The sequence below is a fragment of the Stakelama flava genome (assembly GCF_019351405.1).
In the GTDB taxonomy this organism is placed as follows: Bacteria; Pseudomonadota; Alphaproteobacteria; order Sphingomonadales; family Sphingomonadaceae; genus Sphingomonas; species Sphingomonas flava_A.
Genome location: NZ_JAHWZX010000009.1, coordinates 18,353 through 43,441, shown reverse-complemented (window position 1 = coordinate 43,441; position 25,089 = coordinate 18,353). Strand labels below are relative to the sequence as shown.

The following is a 25,089-nucleotide window of genomic DNA, read 5'->3' as shown; positions in this document are numbered from 1 at the left end:
CCTCCCGCGAGCGGGACTAGGCCGCCATGGTCATCGGTTCGAGGCCCGCCAGACGCGTCACGCGCGGCGGAACCGGAATGGCGCGCGGGGGAAGGCCCTGCACCGCCTGAGCCATCGCCCTGATATGCGCAGGCGTAGAACCGCAGCAGCCGCCAAGCACGTTGACCTGCCCGTTCTTCGCCCATTCGGTGACTAGTTTCGCGGTCGTTTCGGGCGCTTCGTCATATTCGCCAAGTTCGTTGGGCAGGCCGGCATTGGGATAGACCATGATCAACGTGTCGGCGATCGCGCTCAGCGATTTGACATGCGGCTTTAGCTGTTCGGCCCCGAACGAGCAGTTCAGACCGATGGTAAGCGGCTTTGCGTGCCGCACCGCGTGCCAAAATGCCTCGACCGTATGGCCCGACAGGTTGCGGCCCGAAAGGTCGGTCAGCGTCATCGAAAGCTGGATCGGCAAATCGCGCCCCAGCGCCTCGCCCGCCTCAAGCGCGGCCATGACGCCCGCCTTGGCGTTGAGCGTATCGAACACCGTTTCGATCAGGATGAAATCGGCGCCACCTTCGACCAGCGCGTCGACCTGTTCGCGATAAACATCCTTCAGATAGTCGAAATCGATTTCGCGAAAGCCGGGATCGTTGACGTCGGGGCTGAGCGACAGCGTCTTGTTGGTCGGCCCGATCGCGCCCGCGACGAAGCGGGGGCGGCCGTCCTTTTCTTCAAATTCGTCGCACGCCTTTCGCGCAAGCTGCGCCGAGGCGATGTTGAGTTCTTTCACGCGATCTTCGGCGCCGTAATCGGCCTGGCTGATCCGGTTGGCCGAAAAGGTGTTGGTTTCGACAATGTCGGACCCCGCCTCCAGATAGGCGCGCGTGATGGCTTCCGGAACCTCCGGCTTCGACAACGCAAGGATGTCGTTATTGCCCTTTTGTTCGTGGCTGAGGCCGAGGTCGCCTGCGTAATCGCCCTCGGACAGTTTCCAGTTCTGGATTTCGGTGCCGAAAGCGCCATCCGAAATCAGGATGCGTTTTTCGGCCTCGGCCATCAGTCGTTCGCGTGGGGTTGTCATCTTTTTCTCCTCCCCTCCCGCTTGCGGGAGGGGCCGGGGGTGGGCGCCCGGTTGCCATGAGAACATCGGTTGCGGAGAGCGGGTGCCCCCCAACCCCCTCCCGCAAGCAGGAGGGGAAGCTAAAAGGTTACGCCGCCTTTTCAGCCACGCTCTCCTTTGCGCGCATGCCGAGCAGGTGGCAGATCGCGAAGGACAGTTCGGCGCGGTTGAGCGTGTAGAAGTGCAGGTTGCGCACCCCGCCGGCATAGAGTTTGCGGCACATTTCCGCAGCGATGGTCGCAGCGACGAGCTGACGCGCGCCGGGATGGTCGTCCAGCCCTTCGAACAGCCGGTCCATCCAGCTGGGAATGTCCGCGCCGCAGATACCGGCGAATTTGCGCGTCTGCGCCACATTCGAAATCGGCAGTATGCCCGGCACGATCTCCGCATCTATTCCGGCATCGGCAGCGGCGTCGCGGAATTTGAAGAACGCTTCCGGGGAAAAGAAGAACTGTGTGATCGCGCGGCTCGCGCCCGCGTCCAGCTTGCGCTTCAGATTGTCGAGATCGGCTTTCACATTTTCCGAATCGGGGTGACATTCGGGATAAGCGGCGACCGAGATTTCGAACGGGTGAAGTTTCTTCAGTCCCGCCACCAGTTCGGCAGCATTGGCATAGCCTTGCGGATGCGCCTCGAACTTCGCCCCCGCTTCGGGCATGTCGCCACGCAGTGCGACGATATGCCGCACGCCCGACGCCCAATATGCCTCCGCCACCTGATCGATTTCGTCTTTCGATGCCTCGACGCAGGTCAGGTGCGCGGCGGCGTTCAGCGACGTTTCGCGCTGGATGCGCTCGACCGTCTGATGGGTGCGCTCGCGCGTCGAACCGCCCGCGCCGTAGGTGACGGAAACGAAGCGCGGCCCCAGCGGCTCAAGCGCCTTGACCGAATTCCACAGCGTTTCTTCCATCTTTTCCGTTTTGGGCGGAAAGAATTCGAAGCTCACCTTCAGGTCGCCGTCAATATCGGCGAAGAGCGGCTGGCCCAGCGCGAACCGGGCTTCCTCTAGCTGGTCGACCGAAATCGTCATGCTGCCTTCCTTTTGATTTCAGGCTCGCCCGCCTTGCGCGCGAGCCAGATTTTCACGGTAAGTTCGCCGCCTTCCAGCGTGTCGGTGCGAACCGGATCCAGCCCGGCCGCCGCGAACCATCCAAGTATCTGCTTGTCCGAAAAGCCCAGCCGCGCATGTTCAGCGCGTGTGCGAAGCTCTTCACGATTATGGGGCGCGAAATCCGCGATCAGCAGGCGGCCACCGGGCGCAAGCACACGCGCAGCTTCTTCGATCGCGGTTTCGGGTTCGTGCGCGAAATGCAGCACATGGTGCAATATCGCGACATCCGCGCCGCCGGGGTCGATCGGCAAGGCGTAGAAATCGGCCTGCCGCAATTCGGCATGGGTCAATCCGCGCTGCGACAATTTGGCGCGGGCGAGGCGCAGCATCTCCGAACTGCGATCAATGCCCATCGCGCTTTTCGCATTCGGCGCAAAGAGTTCAAGCATCCGCCCGGTGCCGGTGCCGATATCGAGCAGCCGTTCGATACCCGTATCGCCCAGCGCGGTGCGCATCGCTGCTTCCACCTCGCTTTCGGCGACATACAGGGACCGTATGGCGTCCCATTCGCCGGCATGTTCTTCAAACCAGCGGGTTGCCACCGCCGCACGACCCGCGCGCACCTCGGCCAGTTTGGCAGCGTCGCTGGCGATCGACTGATCGCTTTCGTCGTCATGCCACAAATCAAGGGCGTCGAGCACCGGTTCCACCCGTTCGGGCTGCCCCAGCCGGACAAAGACCCAGCTTCCTTCCTTTCGCCGCTCGGCAAGGCCGGCGTCGCACAATATCTTCACATGGCGCGATACACGCGGCTGGCTTTGTTCTAGCACCTGCGCCAGCTCGCCCACCGACAGCTCCATGGAGCGCAGCAGGCTGAGCGTTCTTAGCCGCGTGGCGTCGGCAAGCGCGCGGAATATTTCCAGTGCATCGGACATTGCGGTGCAGATATAAAGTTTTCTTTATATGTGGTCAACGCGGGAACGCACCGCTTTGGCTGTGGGTTGCGTGACAGGAATTGGATATAGGCCTTTATCCGGCGGGCAAAGGTTCGGCCCGCGCCACATGAAAGGGGAGACTATGATCCGTAAAATCGTGCTGCCGTTCGCAGTTGTCGCCGCGCTGGGTGTCGCTGGCTGTTCGGAAAAAGCGCAGGATGAAAGCGCCGAAGCCGGTAATGCGATCGCCGCCGATGTCGACGCGACGACCAGCGAAGCGGTGAACGATATCGACGCCGCCAGCGATCAGGCGTTCGGCAAGGCCGAAAACGCGATGGACGATGCCGGCAACTCGCTCGACAATGCGGGCGACGATATCGACGCGGCGGCCGAGGATGTCGACGGCGACGGCCAGTGACCGGACCGGCAAACGCTTCCCGGACCGCACGGCGCATGCATTTGCCACACGTGTGGCGATGAAGCGGGCCGCAATCCTGATGCTCCTGCTCGCGCCGCCGCTCGCCGGTTGCGGCGGCGGACAGGATAATGCCCCCGGCGGCGTATCGGGCGATGAGGCGGCCGCGCTGAACGACGCGGCGGCGATGCTCGATGCGAATGCCGTCAGCCCGCAGGCAGCGGGCCTTGATAACGGAGAAACACAGTAATGACCGCGATGCGGACGCTTGGCGCAACCGACCTGAAAACGCCCCCGATGATATTGGGGGGCAATGTCTTCGGCTGGACAGCGGATCGGGAAACCAGCTTCCGCATTCTCGACCGCTGGGTCGAAGCGGGCGGAACGATGATCGATACCGCCGATGTGTATTCGGCCTGGGTTGACGGGCATTCGGGCGGCGAATCCGAAAGCGTGATCGGTGAATGGCTGAAGCGATCGGGCAAGCGGGACAAGGTGCTGATCGCGACCAAGGTGGGCATGCTGCCGGGCGATGGTGGCGAAGGGCTGGCGCCCGACCGGATCGCGGCGGCGTGCGAAGCATCGCTCAAGCGCCTCGGCACTGACCGGATTGACCTGTATTACGCGCACAAGGATGACGAAAGTCAGGACATGGCCGATGTGCTCGGCGCGTTTTCGAAACTGATCGACGCCGGCAAGGTCCGCGTGCTGGGCGCGTCGAACTTTCACGCGCTTCGGCTGAAACAGGCGATCGACCTCGCCACGCAGCAGGACCTGCCGCATTATCATGTGCTGCAGCCCGAATATAACCTGCTCAGCCGCGACGGGTATGAAGGCGAGCTTCAGGATTTGTGCGTCACCCACAATATCGGCGTCGCGCCCTATTACGGCCTCGCCTCCGGCTTTCTGACCGGCAAGTATCGCGACAAGAGCGATCTTTCCAAAAGCGCGCGCGGCAGCCGGGTCGAAGGCTTTCTCGACGGACGTGGCCCCGAAATGCTCACCGCGATGGATCAGGTGGCCGACGAAACGGGGGCGAGCCTGGCACAGATCGCGCTCGCATGGCTCGCCGCGCAGGAAGGCGTAACCGCGCCGATCGCAAGCGCAACCAGCGTCGAACAACTGGATGAACTGATCGGCAGTTGGGACGTCAAGCTGAGCGAGGACCAGCTTCGCCGGCTTACCCGCGCGGGCGACTGAACGCGCCCGCACTTCTGCTACAGACAGCGGCGGGGCGCTGCCATCATTCCCCGCCGGTACGCTTTTCGCGGGCATTGACGATGTCGGTCACCGCCTTGCCGATAGCGCCGATCAGCATGCCCGCCGATCCGAGTACGAACAGCCATACGGCAATATGATACCAGGCGTCGAACCGCTTGAAGAACAGCACGGATCCGATCAGGAACAGCGTGTTTCCGATAAGGCCGAGCGCGAGATGGATATGGGGATAGTCGCGGATCAGCGTGTTCACGGACGGGTCCTTTCAAATGATGGTCGCCGCGCGCTACCAGCCGGGCCGCGTCGCGCTCAATCCCCGACGAAGGAAAAGGGCGATACGCCGCGTTCGCGTTCGTTGATGGTCAGCGCGCGACTGAGTGGCGGCGCGCTTCGCTGCGGGCAGTCGGGGCGCACACAGGCGGCGCAACCAAGCCCGATCGGCATCGCCCCGCTTTCCAGGTCGATTCCGCGCGCGGCGGCAAGCGATGCGGCAAGTCCCGCTTCGACCCCCAGTCCGACCGCGAATTCGGCACCGACGCCGCCATAGCGCTGCCCCTGCGGCGCGACGGTACGCGACAGGGTGAGCCAGCGGCTTTCATCCTCAAGCGCAACGAGTTGCACCATCAGCTTGCCCGGCCGGTCGAACGCGTGGTGCAGCCGCCATAACGGGCAGCGGCCCCGCGCCTCCACCAGCGGCGCGTTGCTGGCACCGGAATAGCGTTTGGAAAGCTGCCCCGCCCGATCGATGCGGATCATGAAGAAGGGAAGCCCGCGCGCGCCCACCCGGCTGAGCGTGGTAAGCCGGTGGGCAACCTGTTCGAAGCCCGCCCCGAACCGGCGCTGCAGCAATTCGATGTCATAGCCCGTCGTTTCGCACGCGCGCAGGAACCGGCCATAGGGCATCATCAATGCTGCGGCGAAATAGCTGGCGAGGTGGCGGCGATACATGCGTTCCGACGCCCGGTCGCGAAATTCCGCCGCGCGGGCGAGTGCGTCGATCTCCGCCCGCGCTTCGTTCTGGGCAAGCTGATAGGCGGCGGAAAAAGTGCGCGATGCCGGATCGAGCAGTTCGGACATCTGCAACTGGCGGGCATGCAGATCCAGCCTGCGCAGCGTGCCGGGAATGACATCAGCGGGCAGGATGCGGATCGCGATCGAATGTCGCACGCGCAGCCGCTCCGAAATCGCGCCGTACAGATCGCCCGCCGCCAGCCGCAATTCATCCGCAACGGCTTCGGCCGCGGCATCGAGATCGGCAAAATGGTTGCGCCAGCGTTCGATTTCGCGGCGCACGGGGAGTACCGCATCCTCCGCCTCCGGCGCGTCGGACGCCCCCTGCCCCATCCGATCATAGGCGCGCGCAAAGGCTTCCGCGCCCCCCGGCGCGGCGGCAAGCCACTCGGCGAGTTCGTCGCGATCGATTTCCAGATCGCCGAACATCGGATCGGCCAGCCGCTTGCGCAGCGCATCCGCGCCGCCACCCGGCTCCTCCGCAGCGAAGCGGCGCGGATCGAAATCGAACCGTTCGGCAAGCGCCAGCAACAGCGTGGCGGACAAGGGACGCTGGTTGCGTTCGATCAGGTTCAGATAGCTGGCTGATATGCCCAACAGCTCAGCCATCGCGGCCTGGGTAAGGCCGTGTCCGCGCCGCAAGCGGCGAATGGCGTGCCCGGCATAAAGCTTTCTATCGGTCATATATGCACCTGTAAATTATTTACAGTATGACTGATTTTATCGCCTGTTTCGCCACATCTCCACTCAAAACTTTGTAAATTATCATCGAATTGTGCGCCTGCTTTACGGTATCGGCTTGGGCGTCACCCCGGCTCACCGGGCTAACACTCAACGGGTATGCAAAGGACCTGACATGACCATGTTCGCCGACCTCGTCCCCGCCCCCGAAGGCCGTTTCGACGGCATCACGCGCCCGTATTCGCCGCAGGATGTGATGAAGCTGCGCGGATCGGTCGCGGTCGAGCACACGCTGGCGCGCAAGGGTGCGAACCGGCTGTGGGAATTGCTGAAGTCCGAGGACTATATCAATGCACTCGGCGCGCTGAGCGGCAATCAGGCGATGCAGATGGTCCGCGCCGGATTGAAGGCGATCTATCTGTCGGGATGGCAGGTCGCGGCCGATGCCAACACCGCGGGCGCGATGTATCCCGACCAGTCGCTCTATCCCGCCAATGCCGGGCCGGAACTGGCGCGCAAGATCAACAATGCGCTGCAGCGCGCCGATCAGATCGAACATAGCGAAGGCGGTGCGCAGCGCGACTGGTTCGCGCCGATCGTTGCCGATGCCGAAGCCGGGTTTGGCGGTCCGCTCAACTGTTTCGAGATCATGAAGGCCTATATCGCCGCTGGCGCCGCGGGCGTGCATTATGAGGATCAGCTGGCCGCGGAAAAAAAATGCGGCCATCTGGGCGGCAAGGTGCTGATCCCCACCCAGGCGCATGTCCGCAATCTCGACAGCGCACGGCTCGCCGCCGACGTGTCGGGCGTGCCGACGATCATCTGCGCGCGCACCGATGCCGAAAGCGCGAAGCTGATCACGTCCAACATTGACGAACGCGACCATGCATTCCTGACCGGCGAACGCACGGCAGAGGGCTTTTACCGGCTGAAACCAGGCACCGGCGTCGATCATTGCATCAAGCGCGGGCTGGCGTTCGCCGAACATGCCGACCTGTTGTGGTGGGAAACGTCGAAGCCGAACATGGACGATGCGCGCCGCTTCGCCGAGGCGATCAAGAAACAGTATCCGGACAAGATGCTGGCGTATAACTGCTCGCCCAGCTTCAACTGGGAAGCCAATCTGGACAAGGACGACATCGCCAAGTTCCAGCGCGAGATCGGGGCGATGGGATACAAGTTCCAATTCGTCACGCTGGCCGGCTTTCACCAGCTCAATTACGGCATGTTCGAACTGGCGCGCGGGTACAGGGACCGGGGCATGGCGGCCTATTCCGAACTGCAACAGGCCGAATTCGCGGCAGAGGCCAATGGCTATACCGCGACCCGGCACCAGCGCGAAGTGGGCACCGGCTATTTCGACGCGGTGGCGCAGGCCGTCGCGGGCGGCGCAAGCTCCACCACCGCGCTCGCCGAAAGCACCGAAGCGGCGCAGTTCAAGAAAGAAGCTGCCTGAATTTTACTGCACAAGCGTAGATACAGGAGACGCATCATGGCGATGACCGACACCATCACCCCTCGCGAACCCGCCCGCGCCCGGGCGGTATTTTCCACCGATGATTTCCGCCTGCTGCGCGCGGCGCTCGCCGATTACGCGCAAAAGGTAGCCGACAGCCCCGAATCGATGCGAGTCGCGGCGCTGTATCACCGGCTGGGCAATTACAGCTGATACGTACCACTTTCCTGGGGAGGAAAGGTGCCCGCCGGAGATAATCCGGCGGGCATTTCCGTTTTCAGGGACGACGACCATGGCGCTTGCCGACCGGTCGAACATGGCCGGATGAAGTCCGCGCGACCCCCAGCCGGCTGCCGCGCCACGTCAGCGCTGACACGGTCCACACATCAGGTCGTTCGTCAGCCAAATCAACGGTACAGCCCTGTTTGGAAGATTCGGTATGGACCGCTTGCCGCACAGTCCGGCATCGGTGTAGCTACATATCGCTTTCCAACAGGAGTTTTTATGGCGCTTGATGCCGAAACCTTTGACGCGCTGATCGACACGGTACGCCGTTTCGTTGCCGAGCGCCTGCGCCCGCTTGAGGCGAAGGTAGAGGCTGACGATGCGATCCCGCAGGATATCGTCGGGGAAATGAAGCAGCTCGGCCTGTTCGGCCTGTCGATCGGGGAGGACTATGGCGGCCTTGGCCTCACCATGGGCGAAGAGGCGCGCGTGGCAATCGAACTGGGCCGGACCACCCCCGCTTTCCGCTCCGCCTTCGGCACCAATGTCGGTATCGGCAGCCAGGGGCTGGTGATTGCTGGCAGGGAGGAGCAGAAGCGCGAATGGCTGCCCCGAATCGCAAGCGGAGAGATCATCACCAGCTTCGCGCTGACCGAACCCGATGTCGGATCGGACAGCGGCAGCGTAAAGACGCGCGCGATACGCGATGGCGATAGCTATAAGCTGTCTGGAACGAAGCGCTACATTACCAACGCCGATCGCGCCGACCTTTTCACCGTGATGGCGCGCACCGGCGACGAACCGGGTGGGCGTGGCGTCTCCGCCTTTCTGGTGCCGCGCGGACTTCCCGGCGTCAGCATCGGCGAACCCGAAAAGAAGATGGGGCAAAAAGGCGCGAAGGTCGCCGACCTCAATCTGGACGACGTTCCCGTCCCCGCCGGCAACCGGCTGGGCGACGAAGGCGACGGGTTCAAAATCGCGATGCAGGTGCTCGATCGCGGGCGGCTGCATATCGCGGCGGTATGCGTCGGCGTGGCCGAACGGCTGATCGCCGATTGCGTCGCCTATGCGAGCGAGCGCAAGCAGTTCGGAAAGCCCATCGCCGAGCATCAGCTGATCCAGGCGATGATTGCCGATTCAAAGACCGAGGCGCTGGCTGCGCGCGCGCTGGTCCTCGAAACAGCTACACGCAAAGATGCGGGAGACAATGTCGTGATGGAAAGCGCAGCGGCCAAATATTATGCCAGCGAAATGGTCGGCCGCGTCGCCGACCGCGCGGTGCAGATTTATGGCGGAGCGGGCTATATCGCCGATTACGGCATCGAGCGGCTGTACCGCGATGTCCGGCTGTTCCGTATCTACGAAGGCACCAGCCAGATTCAGCAGATCATCATCGCGCGCGAAACCATGAAGCGCGGCGGGTAATCAAGATTACGGAGAGAATGATGGATACGACCAGCCTGTTCAGTCTGGAAGGGCGCGTTGCGCTGATCACCGGCGGATCGCGCGGAATTGGCCGGATGATCGCAGAAGGCTTTATCGGCCAAGGCGCCAAAGTGTATATCGTGTCGCGCAAGGCCGGGGATTGCGAAGCGACCGCGCGCGAGCTTGGCGAAAAGTGCATCGCGCTGCAGCACGATATCGCGACCGTCGAAGGATGCCGGTCGCTGGCGTCCGAACTGGCCACCCATGAGGACCGGCTCGACATCCTCGTCAACAATGCGGGTACCGCCTGGGGCGTACCGTTCGAGGAGTTCGACGAACATGGTTGGGACAAGGTTGTCGACCTCAACCTGAAATCGCCCTTCTTCCTTACCCAGGCAATGCATGGCTTGCTGAAACGCGCCGGAAGCAAGGATCAGCCCGCCAAGGTAATCAACATCACCTCGATCGACGGGCAGCGGCTGAACCCGTGGGACACGTATAGCTATCACGCGTCCAAGGCGGGGCTGATCTACCTTACCAAGCGGATGGCGGCGCGCCTCATTCGCGATTCCATCAATGTCACCTCGATCGCGCCGGGCGCGTTTGCGAGCAAGATGAACAAGGCGGCGCGTGATCATGGTGATCAGGTCGCGAAGGCGATCCCCGCCGGCCGGATCGGCACGGATGAGGACATGGCAGCCGCCGCAATCTACCTCGCGGCCCGCGCGGGCGATTATGTGGTGGGCGAAACGATCACCATCGACGGCGGCCTCGTCAACGCAGCGCTGGGCAGCAGCATCGATCCGGATCTGTAATCGCACTCCCCTCGTCATCGCGAAGAGCGACGCGACGCGGCGATCCGGCAACCATCACTTCATTGTTGCGGGGAATCAAGGCCAGGGCGGTGGGGCGAGCGAACCCCATTCGCGCTGAGCCTGTCGAAGCGCCGTCCTTCCTCCACTCTGCGCGAGGAGAAGCACGGTCCTTCGACTGGCTGCCTGCGGCAGCCGCTCAGGACGAACGGGCGAGACAAGGGTCTTGTGCCGGGAAAGGCGGGGTCGCCCCCACCCGTGCCTCACTCCACCATGCCGCCAGCGGCGAGCACCGCCAGCGTTACAAGTTCGTTCGCGCTCGACGTCATCGGCGCGATCTGGACCGGCTTTTCGATGCCGATCAGCATCGGGCCAATCATCGAATCGCCACCCAGTTCGCGCAGCAGCTTTGCCGAGATGTTCGCCGACTGGAGTCCCGGCATGATCAAAACGTTCGCCGGGCCGGATAAGCGGGCAAAGGGATAATTCGCCTGTTGCTGCGGATTGAGTGCGACATCGGGCGCCATTTCGCCTTCGAATTCGAACCCGACCTGCCGTTCCTCCAGAACCTTCACCGCGGCGCGCAGATTGTCGAGCCATTGTCCCGGCGGGTTGCCGAAATTGGAATAGCTGAGGAACGCGACGCGCGGTTCGTGGCCCATACGCCGCGCGACATGCGCGGTCTGTTCGGCGATTTCCGCCAGTTCCTCGGCAGTCGGACGTTCGTTCACCGTCGTGTCGGCGATGAACACCGTATGGCTTTGCCCGACCAGGATATGGATGCCGAAGGGCGTGCGGCCGGGCAACGGATCGATGACGCGGCGAACCTCGCGGATCGTCTGTGCATAGGTGCGCGTGATGCCGGTGATCATCGCATCGCCCTGCCCCAGTTGCAGCAGCAGCGCGCCGAAGATGTTGCGATCCTGATTGACCATACGCTCGCAATCGCGGCGCAGATAGCCGCGCCGCTGTAGCCGCCCGTACAGAAAATCGACCATCTGCGGGACCAGTGGCGAATGGCGGCTGTTGTGCAGTTCGAAACTGTCGGGATTATCGACCCCGATGTCGAGCAACCGCTGGCGCACATCGTCGCGGCCGACCAGCACCGGCGTGCCGTACCCGCCATCGCGGAACGCAATTGCCGCGCGCAGCACGACTTCTTCCTCGGCTTCCGCGAAAATGACTCGCTTTGGCCGCGCCCGCGCGCCTTCATAGGCAAGGCTGAGGACCTGCGTCGTCGGGTTGAGCCTGCCTTTCAGCGTCTGCGCATAAGCGTCGAGATCGAGGATCGGTTTGGTAGCGACGCCCGAATCCATCGCCGCTTTCGCCACGGCAGGGGGCACGATTTCCATCAACCGCGGATCGAACGGCGCAGGGATGATATAGTCGCGCCCGAAGCTGTGCTGCACGCCATAGGCTGTCGCGACCTCTTCGGGCACCTGCTGGCGCGCGAGCGCGGCAAGCGCTTCGGCCGCAGCAATCTTCATCGCATCGTTGATCGTCGTCGCACGCACGTCGAGCGCGCCGCGAAAGATGAAGGGAAAGCCAAGCACGTTGTTGACCTGATTCGGATAATCCGACCGGCCGGTGGCGATGATGACGTCGGGACGTGCCTTCTTCGCCTCGGGCGGCGAGATTTCGGGATCGGGATTGGCCATCGCGAACACGATCGGCTGATCCGCCATTTTTTTCAGATATTCGGCCGGAAGCGCACCCGCCGCCGACAGACCCAGAAACACGTCCGCGCCATCCAGCGCCTCTTCCAGCGTGCGCAGATCGGTATCGATCGCATGGGTCGATTGCCACTGGTTGATGTCGCCGCGCCCTTCATACAATATGCCCGTGCGATCGAGCATCAGCATGTTCTGCTGCGGCAGGCCCATCGCCTTGATGAGGTCCGCGCAAGCGATCGCGGCGGCGCCCGCGCCGTTTACCACGACCTTCGTATCCTTGATGTCGCGCCCGGTCAGGTGAAGCGCGTTGATCAACCCCGCCGCGGCGATGATCGCGGTGCCGTGCTGATCGTCATGGAACACGGGGATGTTCATCCGTTCGCGCAGCGTCTGTTCGATGACGAAACAGGCCGGCGAGGCGATATCTTCCAGGTTGATCCCGCCAAAGCTGGGTTCGAGCAGTTCGACCGCGTCGATGAACCGGTCGACATCCTCGGTCTTCAGTTCAAGGTCGATCGAATCGACATCGGCAAAGCGTTTGAAGAGCACCGCCTTGCCCTCCATCACCGGTTTCGACGCCAGCGCGCCGAGATTGCCGAGGCCGAGGATCGCGGTGCCGTTGGAAATCACCGCGACCAGATTGCCCTTAGACGTATAATCATAGGCGGCCTGCGGATCTTCGGCGATGGCGCGCACGGGCACCGCGACACCCGGCGAATAGGCAAGCGCCAGATCGCGCTGCGACGCCATCGGCTTGGTCGCGACGATCTCCAGCTTGCCCGGACGCCCCTCCGAATGGAACAGAAGCGCCTCGCGCTCGGAAAACTGGACGTTCGATTCGTCGGCCATCGCAATCCTCTGGAATTTTGGTTCGCCCTGCCCTTAGCCCGATCGGACCGCGCTTGTCGAAGGGCCAGAGAGTTTTTTGTGCACCTCTCGCCCGGCGAAAGCATCGAAGGCGGTTTATGCGCGCGCACCGCTGCGCTACCGCTGGCGGCGATGTCCGCACCAACCCCCATGATGGCCCAGTATCTGCGACTGAAGGAAGAGGCGGGCGACTGCCTGCTCTTCTATCGCATGGGCGATTTTTTCGAACTGTTCTTCGACGATGCGAAGGTCGCCGCCGCCTGTCTCGACATCGCGCTGACCGCGCGCGGCGAACATGACGGGGAGAAGGTCGCGATGTGCGGCGTGCCCGCGCATTCGGCCGAAAGCTATCTTGCCCGGCTGATCAAGGGCGGCCACCGCGTAGCCATCGCCGATCAGGTCGAAACGCCCGAGCAAGCGAAAAAGCGTGGCGGTTCGAAAGCGCTGGTCGAACGCGCGATCGTGCGCGTCGTGACAGCGGGCACGCTGACCGAAGAAGCGCTGCTGGACAGCCGATCGGCCAACTGGTGCGCCGCGATCGGCGAAGCGGGCGGCGCGGTTGCCATCGCCGCAGCCGATATCTCAACGGGACGGTTCGCCGTGATCGAAACCGGCGGAGAAACCGTGGCGGCGCAGATCGCGCGGCTGAACCCGGCAGAGGTCATCGCATGCGAAGCAAGCGCGTTCGATGGTCTTGCCACGACGCTTCGCCCGCGCGGCGATTTCGACAGCGCGAAGGGCGAGGAGCGACTGAAACAGCTTCACGGCGTCGCGACGCTGGACGGCTTCGGGCAGTTTTCGCGCGCGGGACTTGCCGCGGCGGGCGGACTGATCGCGTATCTCAATCATACGGCGAAAGGAACGCTGCCCTTTCTTCGCCCGCCCGAATGCAGCCGATCCGAAAGCTGCATGGCAATCGACGCCGCGACTCGCGAAAGCCTCGAACTGACGCTTAGCGCCGCCGGAACGCGCAAGGGCAGCCTGCTCGACGCCGCCGACCGCACGGTGACGGGCGCGGGCGCGCGTCTGCTCGCCAGCGACATTGCGGCACCGCTGATGGATCGTGCCGCAATTGAAGCGCGGCTGGCGCTGGTGCGGCGGTTTCATGACGATCCCGGACTGCGCGACAGGGTGCGCGCCGCGCTGCGCGCGCTGCCCGATATCGGCCGGGCTTTGGGACGGCTTGCCGCCGGGCGCGGAGGCCCGCGCGATCTGGGCCAGCTTCGCGACGGACTGAACGGCGCGTGGCAGATGGGTGAGATGCTGGCGGGCATCGACGATGTGCCGCCGTTGCTTGCCGGAATCGCGCCACGGCTGCGCGGTCATGGCGCGCTGATCGACCTGCTGCGCCGTGCGCTCGTCCCCGATCCGCCGGTCGATGCCGACAAGGGCGGATTCATCGCCGAAGGCTATGACGCAGCGCTTGACGATCTGCGCGCCACGGGTGCGGGCGGCCGCCGTTCGCTCGCCGCGCTTGAGGCGCGCTATCGCGAAGAGACCGGCATCGCCAACCTGAAGATCAAGCATAACGGCGTGCTCGGCTATCATATTGAAGTGCCGTCCAAATCCGCCGACAGGCTGATGACGCCCGACAGCGGCTTCACCCATCGCCAGACGCTTGCGGGGGTGGTGCGCTTCAACGCGCCCGAACTGCACGATCTTGCGCTGAAAGTGACTCAGGCGGGCGCGCATTCGCTGGCGGCCGAGGCGGCGCATCTTGAAGACCTGACCCAGACCGCCCTCGAAACGCGCGAGGCAATCGCCGACACTGCCGATGCGTTGGCGCGGATCGACGTTTCCACCGGCCTTGCCGAACGTGCGGCCGAAGGGGGGTGGGCGCGGCCCGCGCTGGTCGATCACGCCTGTTTCGATGTGAGCGGCGGACGCCATCCGGTGGTGGAGGCTGCGCTGGCGCGTTCGGGCGACCGGTTCGTCGCCAATGACTGCGTCCTGTCGGAAGATTCGCGCCTTTGGCTGGTGACGGGTCCGAATATGGGAGGCAAATCGACCTTTCTGCGCCAGAACGCACTGATCGCGGTTCTGGCGCAGGCGGGAAGCTATGTGCCAGCAGCGAGTGCCACGCTGGGGCTGGTCGACCGATTGTTCAGCAGGGTGGGCGCATCCGACAATCTGGCGCGCGGCCGCTCCACCTTCATGGTCGAAATGGTCGAAACCGCGGCGATTCTGGCGCAGGCCACGCCGCGCAGCTTCGTCATCCTCGACGAGGTCGGGCGCGGCACCAGCACCTATGACGGGCTCGCCATCGCCTGGGCGGTGGTCGAGGCGATACACGAGGACAATCGCTGCCGCTGTCTGTTTGCGACGCATTATCACGAACTGACCCGGCTTGCCGAACGGTGCGAGGCGCTGACCCTACACCATGTCCGCGCGCGCGAATGGAAGGGAGACCTCGTCCTGCTGCACGAGGTCTCGGAAGGCCCCGCCGATCGCAGCTATGGCCTGGCCGTGGCGCGGCTTGCCGGGATGCCGCCCGCCACCGTCAAGCGCGCACAGGCGGTTCTGGCCAAGCTGGAGGCGGGACGCGAAAAGACCGGCGGGCTGGCGGCGGGGCTTGACGATCTGCCGCTGTTCGCCGCGGCGGCCGAGCAGGAAGAAGCAGCGGTGGACATGCTGCGCGCGGAACTAGACGCGCTCGATATCGATTCGCTCAGTCCGCGCGACGCGCTCGACATGCTGTACCGGCTCAAATCGCTGGCGGGCGATTCCTGATAAGCTCGCGGACGAGCGCGATATCGGCAGGCTTGTCGACATCGACCGCGGCAAGGCCATAGGGCGACGCCACCGCCGCCGCGCGCACCGATGCGCTGCGCCCCAGCGCGGCAAGCGCATCGGCAAGCGTCAGACGCCCCAAAAGGTAACGCATCAGCAACCCCGCCCCCAGCCGCCGCACGATCCGCCAGGGACGCTTGCGATCTGCCTCGACCCCGCGCCACAACGCGATCGCGTTCGCCGCGCGTTCGTTGGCGAGGTAGAACAGGTTGCACCCCGACCACTGGCCATCGGCAAAGCGCAGATAGGTCCGCTTCGTTTCCGGCACCTCCGCCTCTATCGTCGCGCGTTCGGCAAGCAGCGCGGCGACATCGGCATCAGCGGGCACGTCGGAAAGGAAGCGCGAAACCCATTCGGGGCGAAGCAGCGCATGGTCGGCGGTGGTGACGAGCAGCGGCGCGCCCAGTTCGGCAAAGGCACGGCCGACGCTCTCGCTCGGCCCCGGCGCGGCGCTGAGCACCTCAACTCCGAGCGCGCTGGCGTGATCGGCTACCGCGTCGCTGGAGACCGAAACGGCGATGCGCCCTGCCCCCGCCTCGCGCAACGCGGCGACCACGCGGGCGAGCATGGTCGCGCCATCAAATTCGATCAGCGCCTTGTCGGAAACTCCGGCATGGCGCGCTAGCGGGTCTTCGCCGCCGCGCGATCCCGCAAGCACCAGCGCGGTGAAGCTCATTTGACGGCGGTTTGCTGACGCCAGAGCTGAAGCAGGACGCCCGGCGCGGCAAGCACCGGATGGCGTTCGCGCCACGGGGTGAGCCGAACCCGGATGCCGGTATGCCGCTCAATCTTCCACAACGCGTATCGGGTCGCGCCTTCAAAGGTGAAGCCCGCCTTTACCAGCCGCGCCGCGTTGAGCCATTTGCCCGTCTTCTGCCGCACCACCCAGCGTTCGTACAGCTTGCTGCAACGGTCCGGATCGAGCCGGGGAATAAGCGAGTCGCCGTGCCGGTCATACGCGATGCCGGCAGCGTCCCAGGCGAGCGGCAGCAGGTCGTCGAACCAGCCGGGATTATTGTCGAGGATCTGCCGCTCGCGCCCCGGTTTTTCGACGCGAAGCTCCAGCGTGTAGGTCTGGCGGAACAGCGCGGCCCAGTAATCGCGTGCGCTGCCCTGCTCCTCACCCAGCATCGCGGCGAATGACGCGGCGGTGGTCGCGGCGGCGCAAATGCTGTTTTCCACCGAACGGCGCGTCGCCCATTCATCGACCCAGGCAAGCGCGCTTGGCTGAACGAAGCGGGTCCAGATAGTGGTGTCGATCAGATCGCCCGCCGCAGCTTCGGCAAACACATCCAGCGGCATGGTCGCGACCTTCGCGCGGATTGTCCGGTCGCCGCCCACCGGCAGTTCGGCGAAACTGACATGCGGCCACAGCATCCGGTCGACGCTATCGGATTCACCAGGCGTCAGGACATAGAAATCAAGCACGCCGTCCATATCGCCGGTCCGTAGCACCGATCCATAGAACAGTACCGCGCTGCCCCCGTGCCGGTCGGCGAGCAGCGCCGCCGCCGCACGCACGTCGCGCGAAAGCGGCATGTCCAGCGATTCGAGGATGCGGGCGCGAAGGCCGTTCATCCGGTCACCACGAAACGCAGTGGTGCGCCCCGGCGAAGCGTCAAATCGCCACCCGGATAGGTTTCGCCGTCGAGAATAAAATCGCCATCGAGTCGGATATTGAGCTGCCCGGCGGCGCGATGGCGATACCCGGCGCGCTCCATAGCGGCGTTGCGCACCCCGGCTAGCAACATCGGCACCCGGCGAATCATCTGGCGCGGCGGCGCATCGATGGCGAGCAGCTTCATCCCATCGCCCAGTCCGCCGAACGGTTTCAGGCGAAGCGGCAACCGGTCGAGCGTCGAACAGAGCAACAGATAGAAGCTGCCATGCATGTCGGCATCGCCGGCGATGGTCATTTCATCGCCCGCGCGCCAGCCGCGCTGCTTCGATCCGAACATCGTCTGGCCGATGCTCGCGAAAAGCGACAGGGCCACGGCCAGCCCGTCGAACGCCCCGAAACGATGCGTGTGCTGCGCCAGGGCGGTCGCTTTCACAAAGGCGCCAGCGCCGAACAGGAAGCCCGACAGTTCGGGCATGTCCGAACCATCGCGGGAGATTTCCAGCGGCGCGCGCTCGCGCACCTTGCCGGCGCGGATCACCTCGACAAGTGCCGGCAGGGTAATATCCGAAGACACCCCCAGATCGATTGCAATCGCGTTGGTCTTTCCCGACGGCAGGATGGCGAATTTGGGTAGCGGTCCGGCATATACCCGCCGCGCGGCGGTAATCACGTCGCGAACCGTGCCGTCGCCGCCATTGATGATGATCACATCGACCCGGCGCGCCGCGAAATCGCCGAGCGCCAGTTCGAGCGCCACCCTGGTATCGGGAGCGGCCGTCATGATTTCGTGATCCGCGATTTCGTCGGGACGGCAATCCTTGCCGTTGCGATGACTGCGCGGATTGCTGATCATCGCGATACGCAGCGGGCGCTCCATTGGCCGGGAAACGTCGCGCAACCGTGGCAGGCGGGCAAGCGCAGCCGAATCGCCACGGCGCGAAACGGGTTCGCGCCGCATGATGTCGGCCCGGCCGGTCAGGCCGGCACGCATGGATGGCGCTTCGTTCAAAATACCCGCCACTGTCAGACAAACGTAAAGAGATGTAGATACGCGCTAATCCGCGCGATTCTACCCCCCGTTCGTCGTTTTTTCACCTTATCCCCGCAAATCGCGAGTGCATTTGCAGCCGACGTTACGAAATTGCAACATCACTGCCACACTCCCCGGTCAGCGCGAATAGCGTATTTTTACCCGGATCGTCCCGCCTGCCGCCGGCAGTGCGAAACGCACCTTGTCGAACGAAGGCAGGCCGAGCGTCGTCGGCGCATCGTTGGAAAAGCCGAAACCTTCCTTGATCGAAAACAGCGTGCGGTTGAAATCATGATCGGCGTTCTCATCATGGTACAGCGCTGCGGCATAATGCCCCGCAGGCAGCCAGAAACACGCCGTAGTCGCCGGCGATTTCGTCGGTATGCGCGCCCGCGCGATATAGGCGTGCGATGCAAGGAACTTGCTGCGGCTGTCTGGATAGATGCTGAAGGCGACTTCGCCCTTGCTGTTTTTCAGGTCGGTCGCGACCACCGTCAGCTTTACCGCGCCGTTACTCGAAGTCCCGGTGCAGCCCTGATCAGCAAGCGCGGGTGAAGCCCCGGCCATGGCAGCGAACAGCGCGGCCGAAGCGATCAGTTTCTTGGTCAAGTCTTTGCTCCTGTTGCCCTGAAAGGCATTTCGCTATAGCCGGATCACCCTTTCGCAATACTGAACGATTACGTTCCGTAATTGGGACCGGCATCCCTTTGCCAGACATGACATCGCACAGTATCAGGCCATGGTTCCGACGTGCAGCGTCGTCATTTCAGCAGGATTTCACAAAGCATCATGATCGAAAAGGCAATCATCCTGAGTGCAGGCCAGGGATCGCGCCTGCTTCCGCTGACCGCCGACCGGCCGAAATGCCTGATCGACTTTTCGGGAAAAACGCTGATTGCCTGGCAGGTGGAAATGCTCTCGCGCGCCGGGGTCACCGATTTCCACGTCGTCACCGGCTTCATGACCGACATGGTGGAGGCGGAACTCGACACGCTGCGTTGTAACGGCCGGTCGATCACCGTCCATTTCAATCCCTTTTACAAGGTGGCGGACAATCTGGGCAGTTGCTGGATCGCGCGCGATGCGATGGAGGGCGATTTCGTCATCCTGAACGGCGATACGCTGGTTTCCGAAGAGATTGTGCGCACGGTGATCGGTAACGAAACCGACTGGCCGATCGCGGTGACCGTCGATGTGAAGCCTGCTTATGACAGCGACGACATGAAGGTTTCACGTCTGGGCGAAAAGCTGCTCGCCATCGGCAAGACGCTGAGCGCCGAACAGAGTAACGCCGAATCGATCGGTTTCCTTGCCTTTCGCGGCGAAGGGCCCGCGCTGTTCCGCGAAACGGTGCGCGCGGTGATGCGCACCCCCGCGGGGGTGGCGAACTGGTATCTGAAAATCATCGACATGATCGCCCCGGACGGGAAGGTCGGCACCTGTTCGATCGAGGGAATGGACTGGGCCGAGGTCGATTTCCTTAACGATATCGAAATCGCGACCCGGTTGACCGATCGCTGGGCTTGAGGCGCGAACGCGTCAGAAACAGCTTTTGAGCCAGGCGATCAGCTGGTCGCGCGCTTCGGGCGCCGGCGTCACCGCCGCGCCCAGATCGGGCATTTTCGGCCAGCCGGCGTCGACATAATCCACCCCGTCGCGGCTGCGCGTTTCGCCATAGCGCGGGATGACGTGGAAATGGACGTGAGGATCGACCATCATCAGCATCAGATAGTTGAGCTTTTCATAGCCGATCGCTTTGGTCAGCATCGCTTCGGTTTCGCCCGTGGCGCTCTTCAACTCGGCATGCGCCTCTGCCGACAGGTCGCCGAAGCGGATCGCGTCGGACTTCGCGGCGAGGACGCAGCTTCCCAGCGTCGGCTGGGCTGGCCTCAGCAGCAGCACCCAATGCTCCCACTGGCGCAGCAGCGTTGCGGGATAGCCGAATTTTTCGATCGTCGCGTTCATCGCATCAATTCTCCAGCCAGGAGGTGACGGGCCGCCCGCGCGCTGCCTGCGCCTCAGCGGCGAAAGCCTGCCAGAAATGGACGAGCAGCGACAGTGCGGTCCAGCAGGCGACCAGTATCAATCCGATATCGGGCCGGCCGAAGAGCAGGCTGCCGACGAGCAGGATCATGTTCGGGTTGCGCCGCGCGGTGATGAGGCGGAAATCGCTGTCGAATTTGCGCCAGACATGGATGTGAAAGCCGAATCGGCGCATGAACCAGCCTTCGATCAGCCGTTGCACGACATAGCCGATCAGGATCGTTCCGATGACCCAGGCATAGGTCGTCCCGCCATAGCCCAGCCCCCAAGCCGAGAGTCCCGACGCCCATGCGAGCCACCAGAAGGGCGGGTGAACAAGGTCTATGCCGTGATCGAATATATTCCCCCACCAGCTCGACGTGATCGTACAGCGCGCAAGCTTTCCATCGACGGTGTCGAGCACCATGAAGACAAAGCCCACCGCGACCCCCGCCCAGTAATTGCCGTGCAGGAAAAACAGCGTGGCGAGGACGCAGCCGACCGCGCCGATCACCGTCACCATGTTCGGCGTCATGCGCAGCGCGGCGGCCAGCCGGGTAAGGTGAAACGCGATTTCGGGCCACAGATATTTGGTCAGGATGTCGGTGACGCCCTTATAGGCGCCGTAATAGCTTTCGCGTTCCAGCCGGCGGACATTGCCGGAGGTCAGCGGTTCGAAAAACGGCCGCTGCTGCTTGCGAAGCGAGCGGTTGTAGAGCACCGGCCGGTCGCCGATGCGATAGATGGTCGCGCCTTCAGGCGGCGTCATCGCCGCGCCCGCGGCCGTAGGCAGCGCGGCTTCGGCATCGCGCACCAGCGCCGGGCGGTCGCCGTCCATCACCCATAGCCGCGGCGTCGCCATCGCATGCGCCATCCATAGCGGGTCGAAAGCATATGCCTGATTTACCCACAATGCAGTCGCGTCGGCGGTCTTGATCCCCACTCCCGCTTTGGAAGCGAGCCGTTCGATACGTTCGCGATTGGCAAGGCCCCAGATTCGGGTGGTGTTTTCGCCCGCCACGATCAGGCGGGATGGCACGGTTGCGGACATGCGCGCTCCTATGAAGGCCCTTGGCCAGATTGCAAGCCGCGCGATGCCATTGCGCCCGACCGGCCGAAATGGACCGTTGCCAGGCCGAGCAGCAGCACGCTGGTCACCGATCCGATGAACACGCCGGTCGCGGCACCGGAGCCGCCATGCGCCGGCATCAGCGCAACCATCGCACCGATCAGCACCACCGCGCCGATACATCGCGCGGCAAGCGCGGTCGTCGCGCGGTGCCCGGCCATCAGCAGCGGTTCGAAACTGACGGCGGCCAGTTCGATGCATCCGGCGGCGGTCAGCCACAGCAACATGGGATAGGCGGCAAGGTAATCGCGCCCGCCAACCAGCATAAGCACCGGCCGGCCGATCACCACGGTCAACGCCATGATGATCCCGGCGGCCAGCGTCGACCCGGCGAACAATCGCCAGATGGTGCGGGCGAGCTTGCCACTGCCCTTGCGCACCGCGCGGACGATTTCGGGAAAGCCTGCGCGAACCAGAAGCTGCGACAATTTGGTCAGCGCATTCGCGATCTGAAACGCCAGGCGAAAAATACCCGCAGCGGCGGGACCGATGAACCCGCCGACCAGCAGCAAGGGCAGCTGTTTGGTGGCAAGGCCCAAAGTCGAACTGCCGCTGGTCGAAAGCGAAAAGCGGACGATGCCCGGATTTTCTGCAATGACGTCGCCGGGCCGCGCGCGCGCATTCCACATCAGCGACCAGTTGCCGCCGCGCGCGAACATCCACCAGAACGCCCCCGCCGTCGCAGCCTCCGCCGCCGCCCAGGCGTACAGAAAATGCTCTACGTTCGCCCCTGCCAGCAGCACCAGCGCCGCGCCTGCCAGCCGGACCACGCCGGTCATGCTGTCGGCGATGGCAGCTTCGGCGAAACGATCCTGCAGGCGAAGCGCGCCCAGCGGCATCGAACGAATGGTGATAAGCTGAACCACCAGGAATAGCAGCGTTTCATTCATCAGCGAAGCAGTTATGCCGAAATCATTGCCCCAGAGGAACAGGACCGCGATACCGATGACGATTCCGACCAGCGCGCTGCCTAGGTCGAGCAGTCCGCACGCGCGGAACAACCGCCCCAGCCGGGCATCGTCGCGCGCCTGAAGCGGGGTGACGCCATATTGCACCACGATCTGCCATGTCTGGAACCCGACCATGGTGGCAAGCGCCTTTGACGCGCCCGTAATCAATGCGAACCGGCCAAAATCGGCAACGCCCAGCGACCGGGCGACGATAGCGAGGTACACCAGCGACAGCAGGCCCACCAGTCCGCGATTGGCAATCAGCCAGCCCAGATTATGGAGAACCGCGCGAAGCCCGGTTCTCCTTCGCGCGTCCTTGTCGTCGTTCGTTTCGCCTTGCGGCATGATCAGACTGGTCCGTCCCGCTCACCTGCGCCCGATTGCGCCCGGCGGGCGCGGTAATAGCGCCACGCAAGCGCGCTGCCGAGCAGGAAACCACCGGGAGCAAGCAATATCGTCGCGGCCAGCCCGGCGTGCTTCAGATACCGATTGCGGCGCGCGGCGCGGCCCGTGTCGGTCAAACGGTAAAGCTCTCGCCACACCCGCACATGCCGGTGGCGTTCGGATTGCTGAACACGAAACCGGCGGTGAAATCATCCTCCTGCCAGTCCATCGTCGAACCGATCAGATACAACACCGAAGCGGCGTCAACGAAAAAGATCCCGCCGGGCGTTTCGATCCGTTCGTCCATCGGGTTCGCTTCGGTCACATAGTCGACCGAATAGGCAAGGCCCGAACAACCACGACGCGGTGTGGAGAGCTTAACGCCCACCGCACCGTCGGGCGCGCGCGACATCAGGTCGGCGATTCTCGCCTCGGCGCCCGGTGTCAGCTTCACCGCCGCGGGGCGTTCACGGGTTTTGGTCGCCATAATCTCTTCCTTCCTCGGCCGGCATACGGCTCGGCCGAACCTTCCTAAAGCATACCCAGTTCCAGCTTGGCGTCGTCGCTCATCTTGGCAGGATCCCAGGGCGGGTCCCAAACAAGGTTGACCTCCGCCTGGCCGACGCCGGGAACCGAACCGACCCGAAGCTCCACCTCCGCCGGCATCGATTCGGCGACCGGGCAATGCGGCGTGGTCAGCGTCATGGTGACCGCGACATGCCCGCCATCGGCGACATCCACGCCGTAGATGAGGCCAAGGTCATAGATATTCACCGGGATTTCCGGATCATAAATATCCTTCAGCGCATCGACGACCGCATCATACACCTCACCGCCCGGTTCGCCCGCGGGAGCGGCTTCGGGCTTTTGCGACAGAAAGCCCTCAAGATAATCGCGCTTGCGTTCATAGGTTTCGCGCGCCGATGCTTCGGCAGCGGCGGCATCCTCCACGCGGGCGCGCGGCGAAGGATCGACCGCCTCGACCTCTTCAACCATGATCCTGCCGTCGTTCGCCTGTTCCTCGTTCATCCGAAAATCCTCGTGACCCGTTCGATGCCTGCGACGAGCGCATCGACATCGGCTGCACTATTGTAGACGCCGAAACTGGCGCGCGCCGTGGCGGCAACGCCCAGCGCGTCCATCAGCGGCTGCGCGCAGTGATGGCCTGCGCGGATAGCCACCCGGCTTTCGTCCAATATGGTGCCCGCATCGTGCGGATGCACCCTCTTGATATTGAAGCTGACGATACCGGCCGAATCCTCCGGCCCGTACACGCGCACCGAATTGATCTGCGACAGCGCCTCGCGCGCCTTCGCCACCAGCGCCGCTTCATGCGCATGGATACGATCAAGGCCGATCCCGCTGACATAATCGATCGCGGCGTGCAGTCCCAGCGCGCCCACGATATGCGGCGTGCCCGCTTCGAACCGCCCCGGCGGCGGCGCATAGGTGGTGCGTTCGAACGACACCTTGTCGATCATCGACCCCCCGCCCTGATAGGGCGGCATCGCGTCGAGCAGTTCAGCGCGCGCCCATAGCGCGCCGATCCCGGTCGGGCCGTACAGCTTGTGCCCGCTGAACGCGTAGAAATCGCAATCGAGCGCCTGCACATCGACACCCAGCCGGGGCACCGCCTGACAGCCGTCGAGCAGCAGCTTCGCACCTACGCCATGCACGATATCGGCGGCGCGGCGCGCATCGAGCACCGAACCGAGCACGTTAGAAATATGCGCGAGCGCGACCAGCCTGTGCCGCTCGGTAATCATCGCCGCCATCGCGTCGAGATCGATGCGGTGATCGTCGGTCAACGGCAGGACATCGATCTCAGCCCCGACCTTGTCGGCGATCATCTGCCACGGCACGATATTCGAATGATGCTCAAGCTGCGACAGCAATATGCGGTCGCCCGCCTGCAACTGACTTCCGGCCCAGCAGGTCGCGACAAGATTGATCGCCTCGGTCGCGCCGCGGGTGAAGACGATCTCTTCCGCAGCGCGCGCGTTGAGGAAATCGGCAATCCGCCGCCGCGCGGCTTCATAGGCGAGCGTCATGTCCGCCGAGCGCTGATACACGCCGCGATGCACGGTGGCATAGGTTTCGCCATAGCCGCGCGCGATCGCATCGATCACCGGCTGCGGCTTCTGCGCCGTGGCTGCGGTGTCGAGATAGGCCCAGTCTTCGGGGATCGCCGGAAAGTCGGCGAGCACGTCGAGCGGGCGGGTGTCGGCTGTAACGGTCATGCGCGCCTCTCGATCAACAAGTCCCGTTTGTGTCGAGCAGCGATCGGAT

26 protein-coding genes are annotated in these 25,089 nt (G+C 63.8%); 9 read left to right on the top strand and 17 right to left on the bottom strand.

What is annotated here, in order from left to right; genetic code table 11:
• Positions 1-16 precede the first annotated feature (16 nt).
• From KY084_RS10555 to KY084_RS10545, 3 genes are all read right to left on the bottom strand, one after another.
• Positions 17-1,066 carry a homocysteine S-methyltransferase family protein gene (locus KY084_RS10555; protein WP_219238429.1) on the bottom strand — a complete coding sequence of 350 codons (1,050 nt, stop codon included), beginning with the start codon at positions 1,064-1,066 and terminating at the stop codon, positions 17-19.
• Positions 1,067-1,193: 127 nt separating this feature from the next.
• Entirely contained in the window at positions 1,194-2,135 is a 942-nt protein-coding gene (gene metF, locus KY084_RS10550) for a methylenetetrahydrofolate reductase (protein ID WP_219238428.1), read from the bottom strand.
• Positions 2,132-3,091, bottom strand: coding sequence for an ArsR/SmtB family transcription factor (locus KY084_RS10545; RefSeq protein WP_219238427.1), 960 nt, complete (start codon positions 3,089-3,091; stop codon positions 2,132-2,134). The genes metF and KY084_RS10545 overlap by 4 nt, the downstream gene beginning before the upstream one ends.
• A 142-nt stretch (positions 3,092-3,233) precedes the next feature.
• Between KY084_RS10545 and KY084_RS10540 the strand changes: the two genes are divergently transcribed.
• From KY084_RS10540 to KY084_RS10530, 3 genes are read left to right on the top strand one after another with little or no spacing between them, the layout of a single operon-like run.
• Positions 3,234-3,509, top strand: coding sequence for a hypothetical protein (locus tag KY084_RS10540; protein WP_219238426.1), 276 nt, complete (start codon positions 3,234-3,236; stop codon positions 3,507-3,509).
• Positions 3,487-3,756, top strand: coding sequence for a hypothetical protein (locus KY084_RS10535; RefSeq protein WP_246587055.1), 270 nt, complete (start codon positions 3,487-3,489; stop codon positions 3,754-3,756). The genes KY084_RS10540 and KY084_RS10535 overlap by 23 nt, the downstream gene beginning before the upstream one ends.
• On the top strand, positions 3,756-4,706 hold the full coding sequence (locus KY084_RS10530; RefSeq protein WP_219238425.1) for an aldo/keto reductase: 951 nt from the start codon (positions 3,756-3,758) through the stop codon (positions 4,704-4,706). Before KY084_RS10535 ends, KY084_RS10530 begins: the two co-directional genes overlap by 1 nt.
• Positions 4,707-4,749: 43 nt before the next feature.
• On the opposite strand, the gene KY084_RS10525 is transcribed toward KY084_RS10530, so the two are convergent.
• Together KY084_RS10525 and KY084_RS10520 are read right to left on the bottom strand one after the other, a co-directional pair.
• Positions 4,750-4,977 (bottom strand): YrhK family protein, encoded by a 228-nt coding sequence (locus KY084_RS10525; protein WP_219238424.1) that lies wholly within the window; start codon positions 4,975-4,977, stop codon positions 4,750-4,752.
• A 56-nt stretch (positions 4,978-5,033) separates the two neighbouring features.
• Positions 5,034-6,419 (bottom strand): helix-turn-helix domain-containing protein, encoded by a 1,386-nt coding sequence (locus tag KY084_RS10520; RefSeq protein WP_219238423.1) that lies wholly within the window; start codon positions 6,417-6,419, stop codon positions 5,034-5,036.
• Between the two features lie 172 nt (positions 6,420-6,591).
• On the opposite strand from KY084_RS10520, the gene aceA reads away from it, so the two are divergent.
• The 4 genes from aceA (at position 6,592) to KY084_RS10500 (ending at position 10,337) form a co-directional block, all read left to right on the top strand.
• Positions 6,592-7,872: an isocitrate lyase gene (gene aceA, locus KY084_RS10515; protein ID WP_219238422.1), complete on the top strand. Its 1,281-nt coding sequence runs from the start codon at positions 6,592-6,594 to the stop codon at positions 7,870-7,872.
• Between the two features lie 36 nt (positions 7,873-7,908).
• A complete protein-coding gene (locus tag KY084_RS10510) occupies positions 7,909-8,085 on the top strand; it encodes a hypothetical protein (protein WP_219238532.1) in 177 nt (58 codons plus the stop codon).
• 291 nt (positions 8,086-8,376) lie between these two features.
• Entirely contained in the window at positions 8,377-9,522 is a 1,146-nt protein-coding gene (locus KY084_RS10505) for an acyl-CoA dehydrogenase family protein (protein ID WP_219238421.1), read from the top strand.
• A 20-nt stretch (positions 9,523-9,542) separates the two neighbouring features.
• The gene (locus tag KY084_RS10500; RefSeq protein WP_219238516.1) at positions 9,543-10,337 is read left to right on the top strand and encodes an SDR family oxidoreductase; all 795 of its coding nucleotides are present in this window, start codon (positions 9,543-9,545) and stop codon (positions 10,335-10,337) included.
• Positions 10,338-10,597: 260 nt separating this feature from the next.
• Here KY084_RS10500 and KY084_RS10495 read toward each other — a convergent pair whose 3' ends face one another.
• On the bottom strand, positions 10,598-12,856 hold the full coding sequence (locus tag KY084_RS10495) for an NADP-dependent malic enzyme (RefSeq protein WP_219238420.1): 2,259 nt from the start codon (positions 12,854-12,856) through the stop codon (positions 10,598-10,600).
• A gap of 168 nt (positions 12,857-13,024) precedes the next feature.
• Here KY084_RS10495 and mutS point away from each other — a divergent pair, with 168 nt between their 5' ends.
• The gene (gene mutS, locus KY084_RS10490; RefSeq protein ID WP_219238515.1) at positions 13,025-15,604 is read left to right on the top strand and encodes a DNA mismatch repair protein MutS; all 2,580 of its coding nucleotides are present in this window, start codon (positions 13,025-13,027) and stop codon (positions 15,602-15,604) included.
• Here mutS and KY084_RS10485 read toward each other — a convergent pair.
• From KY084_RS10485 to KY084_RS10470, 4 genes are all read right to left on the bottom strand, one after another.
• A complete protein-coding gene (locus KY084_RS10485; RefSeq protein ID WP_219238419.1) occupies positions 15,579-16,340 on the bottom strand; it encodes a nucleotidyltransferase family protein in 762 nt (253 codons plus the stop codon). The genes mutS and KY084_RS10485 overlap by 26 nt on opposite strands.
• On the bottom strand, positions 16,337-17,242 hold the full coding sequence (locus tag KY084_RS10480; RefSeq protein ID WP_219238418.1) for a hypothetical protein: 906 nt from the start codon (positions 17,240-17,242) through the stop codon (positions 16,337-16,339). Before KY084_RS10480 ends, KY084_RS10485 begins: the two co-directional genes overlap by 4 nt.
• The gene (locus KY084_RS10475) at positions 17,239-18,276 is read right to left on the bottom strand and encodes a diacylglycerol/lipid kinase family protein (protein ID WP_219238417.1); all 1,038 of its coding nucleotides are present in this window, start codon (positions 18,274-18,276) and stop codon (positions 17,239-17,241) included. The genes KY084_RS10480 and KY084_RS10475 overlap by 4 nt, the downstream gene beginning before the upstream one ends.
• Positions 18,277-18,453: 177 nt before the next feature.
• A complete protein-coding gene (locus KY084_RS10470) occupies positions 18,454-18,924 on the bottom strand; it encodes a DUF2141 domain-containing protein (RefSeq protein ID WP_219238416.1) in 471 nt (156 codons plus the stop codon).
• Between the two features lie 180 nt (positions 18,925-19,104).
• On the opposite strand from KY084_RS10470, the gene KY084_RS10465 reads away from it, so the two are divergent.
• The gene (locus tag KY084_RS10465) at positions 19,105-19,842 is read left to right on the top strand and encodes a phosphocholine cytidylyltransferase family protein (RefSeq protein WP_219238415.1); all 738 of its coding nucleotides are present in this window, start codon (positions 19,105-19,107) and stop codon (positions 19,840-19,842) included.
• A 12-nt stretch (positions 19,843-19,854) separates the two neighbouring features.
• Here the strand turns inward: KY084_RS10465 and KY084_RS10460 are convergent, their stop codons facing one another.
• From KY084_RS10460 to KY084_RS10430, 7 genes are read right to left on the bottom strand one after another with little or no spacing between them, the layout of a single operon-like run.
• Positions 19,855-20,280: an HIT family protein gene (locus KY084_RS10460; RefSeq protein ID WP_219238414.1), complete on the bottom strand. Its 426-nt coding sequence runs from the start codon at positions 20,278-20,280 to the stop codon at positions 19,855-19,857.
• A gap of 4 nt (positions 20,281-20,284) precedes the next feature.
• Positions 20,285-21,388 carry a CDP-alcohol phosphatidyltransferase family protein gene (locus KY084_RS10455; protein WP_246587054.1) on the bottom strand — a complete coding sequence of 368 codons (1,104 nt, stop codon included), beginning with the start codon at positions 21,386-21,388 and terminating at the stop codon, positions 20,285-20,287.
• Positions 21,389-21,396: 8 nt separating this feature from the next.
• Positions 21,397-22,761 carry a lipopolysaccharide biosynthesis protein gene (locus KY084_RS10450; RefSeq protein ID WP_219238413.1) on the bottom strand — a complete coding sequence of 455 codons (1,365 nt, stop codon included), beginning with the start codon at positions 22,759-22,761 and terminating at the stop codon, positions 21,397-21,399.
• Positions 22,762-22,763: 2 nt separating this feature from the next.
• Positions 22,764-22,937, bottom strand: a complete 174-nt coding sequence (locus KY084_RS10445) for a hypothetical protein (RefSeq protein ID WP_219238412.1) — start codon at positions 22,935-22,937, stop codon at positions 22,764-22,766.
• Complete coding sequence (locus KY084_RS10440) at positions 22,934-23,287, bottom strand: HesB/IscA family protein (RefSeq protein ID WP_219238411.1); 354 nt, start codon at positions 23,285-23,287, stop codon at positions 22,934-22,936. Before KY084_RS10440 ends, KY084_RS10445 begins: the two co-directional genes overlap by 4 nt.
• Before the next feature lie 44 nt (positions 23,288-23,331).
• Positions 23,332-23,829 (bottom strand): SUF system Fe-S cluster assembly protein, encoded by a 498-nt coding sequence (locus KY084_RS10435; RefSeq protein WP_219238410.1) that lies wholly within the window; start codon positions 23,827-23,829, stop codon positions 23,332-23,334.
• Positions 23,826-25,040: a cysteine desulfurase gene (locus KY084_RS10430; RefSeq protein ID WP_219238409.1), complete on the bottom strand. Its 1,215-nt coding sequence runs from the start codon at positions 25,038-25,040 to the stop codon at positions 23,826-23,828. Before KY084_RS10430 ends, KY084_RS10435 begins: the two co-directional genes overlap by 4 nt.
• Positions 25,041-25,089 lie beyond the last annotated feature (49 nt).

Coding starts and splice junctions, on each gene's coding strand:
- KY084_RS10450 (WP_219238413.1), bottom strand. CDS start 22,761: ATGCCGCAAGGCGAAACGAACGACGACAAGGACGCGCGAAGGAGAACC.
- KY084_RS10530 (WP_219238425.1), top strand. CDS start 3,756: ATGACCGCGATGCGGACGCTTGGCGCAACCGACCTGAAAACGCCCCCG.
- KY084_RS10510 (WP_219238532.1), top strand. CDS start 7,909: ATGGCGATGACCGACACCATCACCCCTCGCGAACCCGCCCGCGCCCGG.
- KY084_RS10495 (WP_219238420.1), bottom strand. CDS start 12,856: ATGGCCGACGAATCGAACGTCCAGTTTTCCGAGCGCGAGGCGCTTCTG.
- mutS (WP_219238515.1), top strand. CDS start 13,025: ATGATGGCCCAGTATCTGCGACTGAAGGAAGAGGCGGGCGACTGCCTG.
- KY084_RS10540 (WP_219238426.1), top strand. CDS start 3,234: ATGATCCGTAAAATCGTGCTGCCGTTCGCAGTTGTCGCCGCGCTGGGT.
- KY084_RS10475 (WP_219238417.1), bottom strand. CDS start 18,276: ATGCGTGCCGGCCTGACCGGCCGGGCCGACATCATGCGGCGCGAACCC.
- metF (WP_219238428.1), bottom strand. CDS start 2,135: ATGACGATTTCGGTCGACCAGCTAGAGGAAGCCCGGTTCGCGCTGGGC.
- KY084_RS10465 (WP_219238415.1), top strand. CDS start 19,105: ATGATCGAAAAGGCAATCATCCTGAGTGCAGGCCAGGGATCGCGCCTG.
- KY084_RS10435 (WP_219238410.1), bottom strand. CDS start 23,829: ATGAACGAGGAACAGGCGAACGACGGCAGGATCATGGTTGAAGAGGTC.
- KY084_RS10545 (WP_219238427.1), bottom strand. CDS start 3,091: ATGTCCGATGCACTGGAAATATTCCGCGCGCTTGCCGACGCCACGCGG.
- KY084_RS10480 (WP_219238418.1), bottom strand. CDS start 17,242: ATGAACGGCCTTCGCGCCCGCATCCTCGAATCGCTGGACATGCCGCTT.
- KY084_RS10430 (WP_219238409.1), bottom strand. CDS start 25,040: ATGACCGTTACAGCCGACACCCGCCCGCTCGACGTGCTCGCCGACTTT.
- KY084_RS10455 (WP_246587054.1), bottom strand. CDS start 21,388: ATGTCCGCAACCGTGCCATCCCGCCTGATCGTGGCGGGCGAAAACACC.
- KY084_RS10485 (WP_219238419.1), bottom strand. CDS start 16,340: ATGAGCTTCACCGCGCTGGTGCTTGCGGGATCGCGCGGCGGCGAAGAC.
- KY084_RS10500 (WP_219238516.1), top strand. CDS start 9,543: ATGGATACGACCAGCCTGTTCAGTCTGGAAGGGCGCGTTGCGCTGATC.
- KY084_RS10460 (WP_219238414.1), bottom strand. CDS start 20,280: ATGAACGCGACGATCGAAAAATTCGGCTATCCCGCAACGCTGCTGCGC.
- KY084_RS10440 (WP_219238411.1), bottom strand. CDS start 23,287: ATGGCGACCAAAACCCGTGAACGCCCCGCGGCGGTGAAGCTGACACCG.
- KY084_RS10535 (WP_246587055.1), top strand. CDS start 3,487: ATGTCGACGGCGACGGCCAGTGACCGGACCGGCAAACGCTTCCCGGAC.
- KY084_RS10555 (WP_219238429.1), bottom strand. CDS start 1,066: ATGACAACCCCACGCGAACGACTGATGGCCGAGGCCGAAAAACGCATC.
- aceA (WP_219238422.1), top strand. CDS start 6,592: ATGACCATGTTCGCCGACCTCGTCCCCGCCCCCGAAGGCCGTTTCGAC.
- KY084_RS10520 (WP_219238423.1), bottom strand. CDS start 6,419: ATGACCGATAGAAAGCTTTATGCCGGGCACGCCATTCGCCGCTTGCGG.
- KY084_RS10505 (WP_219238421.1), top strand. CDS start 8,377: ATGGCGCTTGATGCCGAAACCTTTGACGCGCTGATCGACACGGTACGC.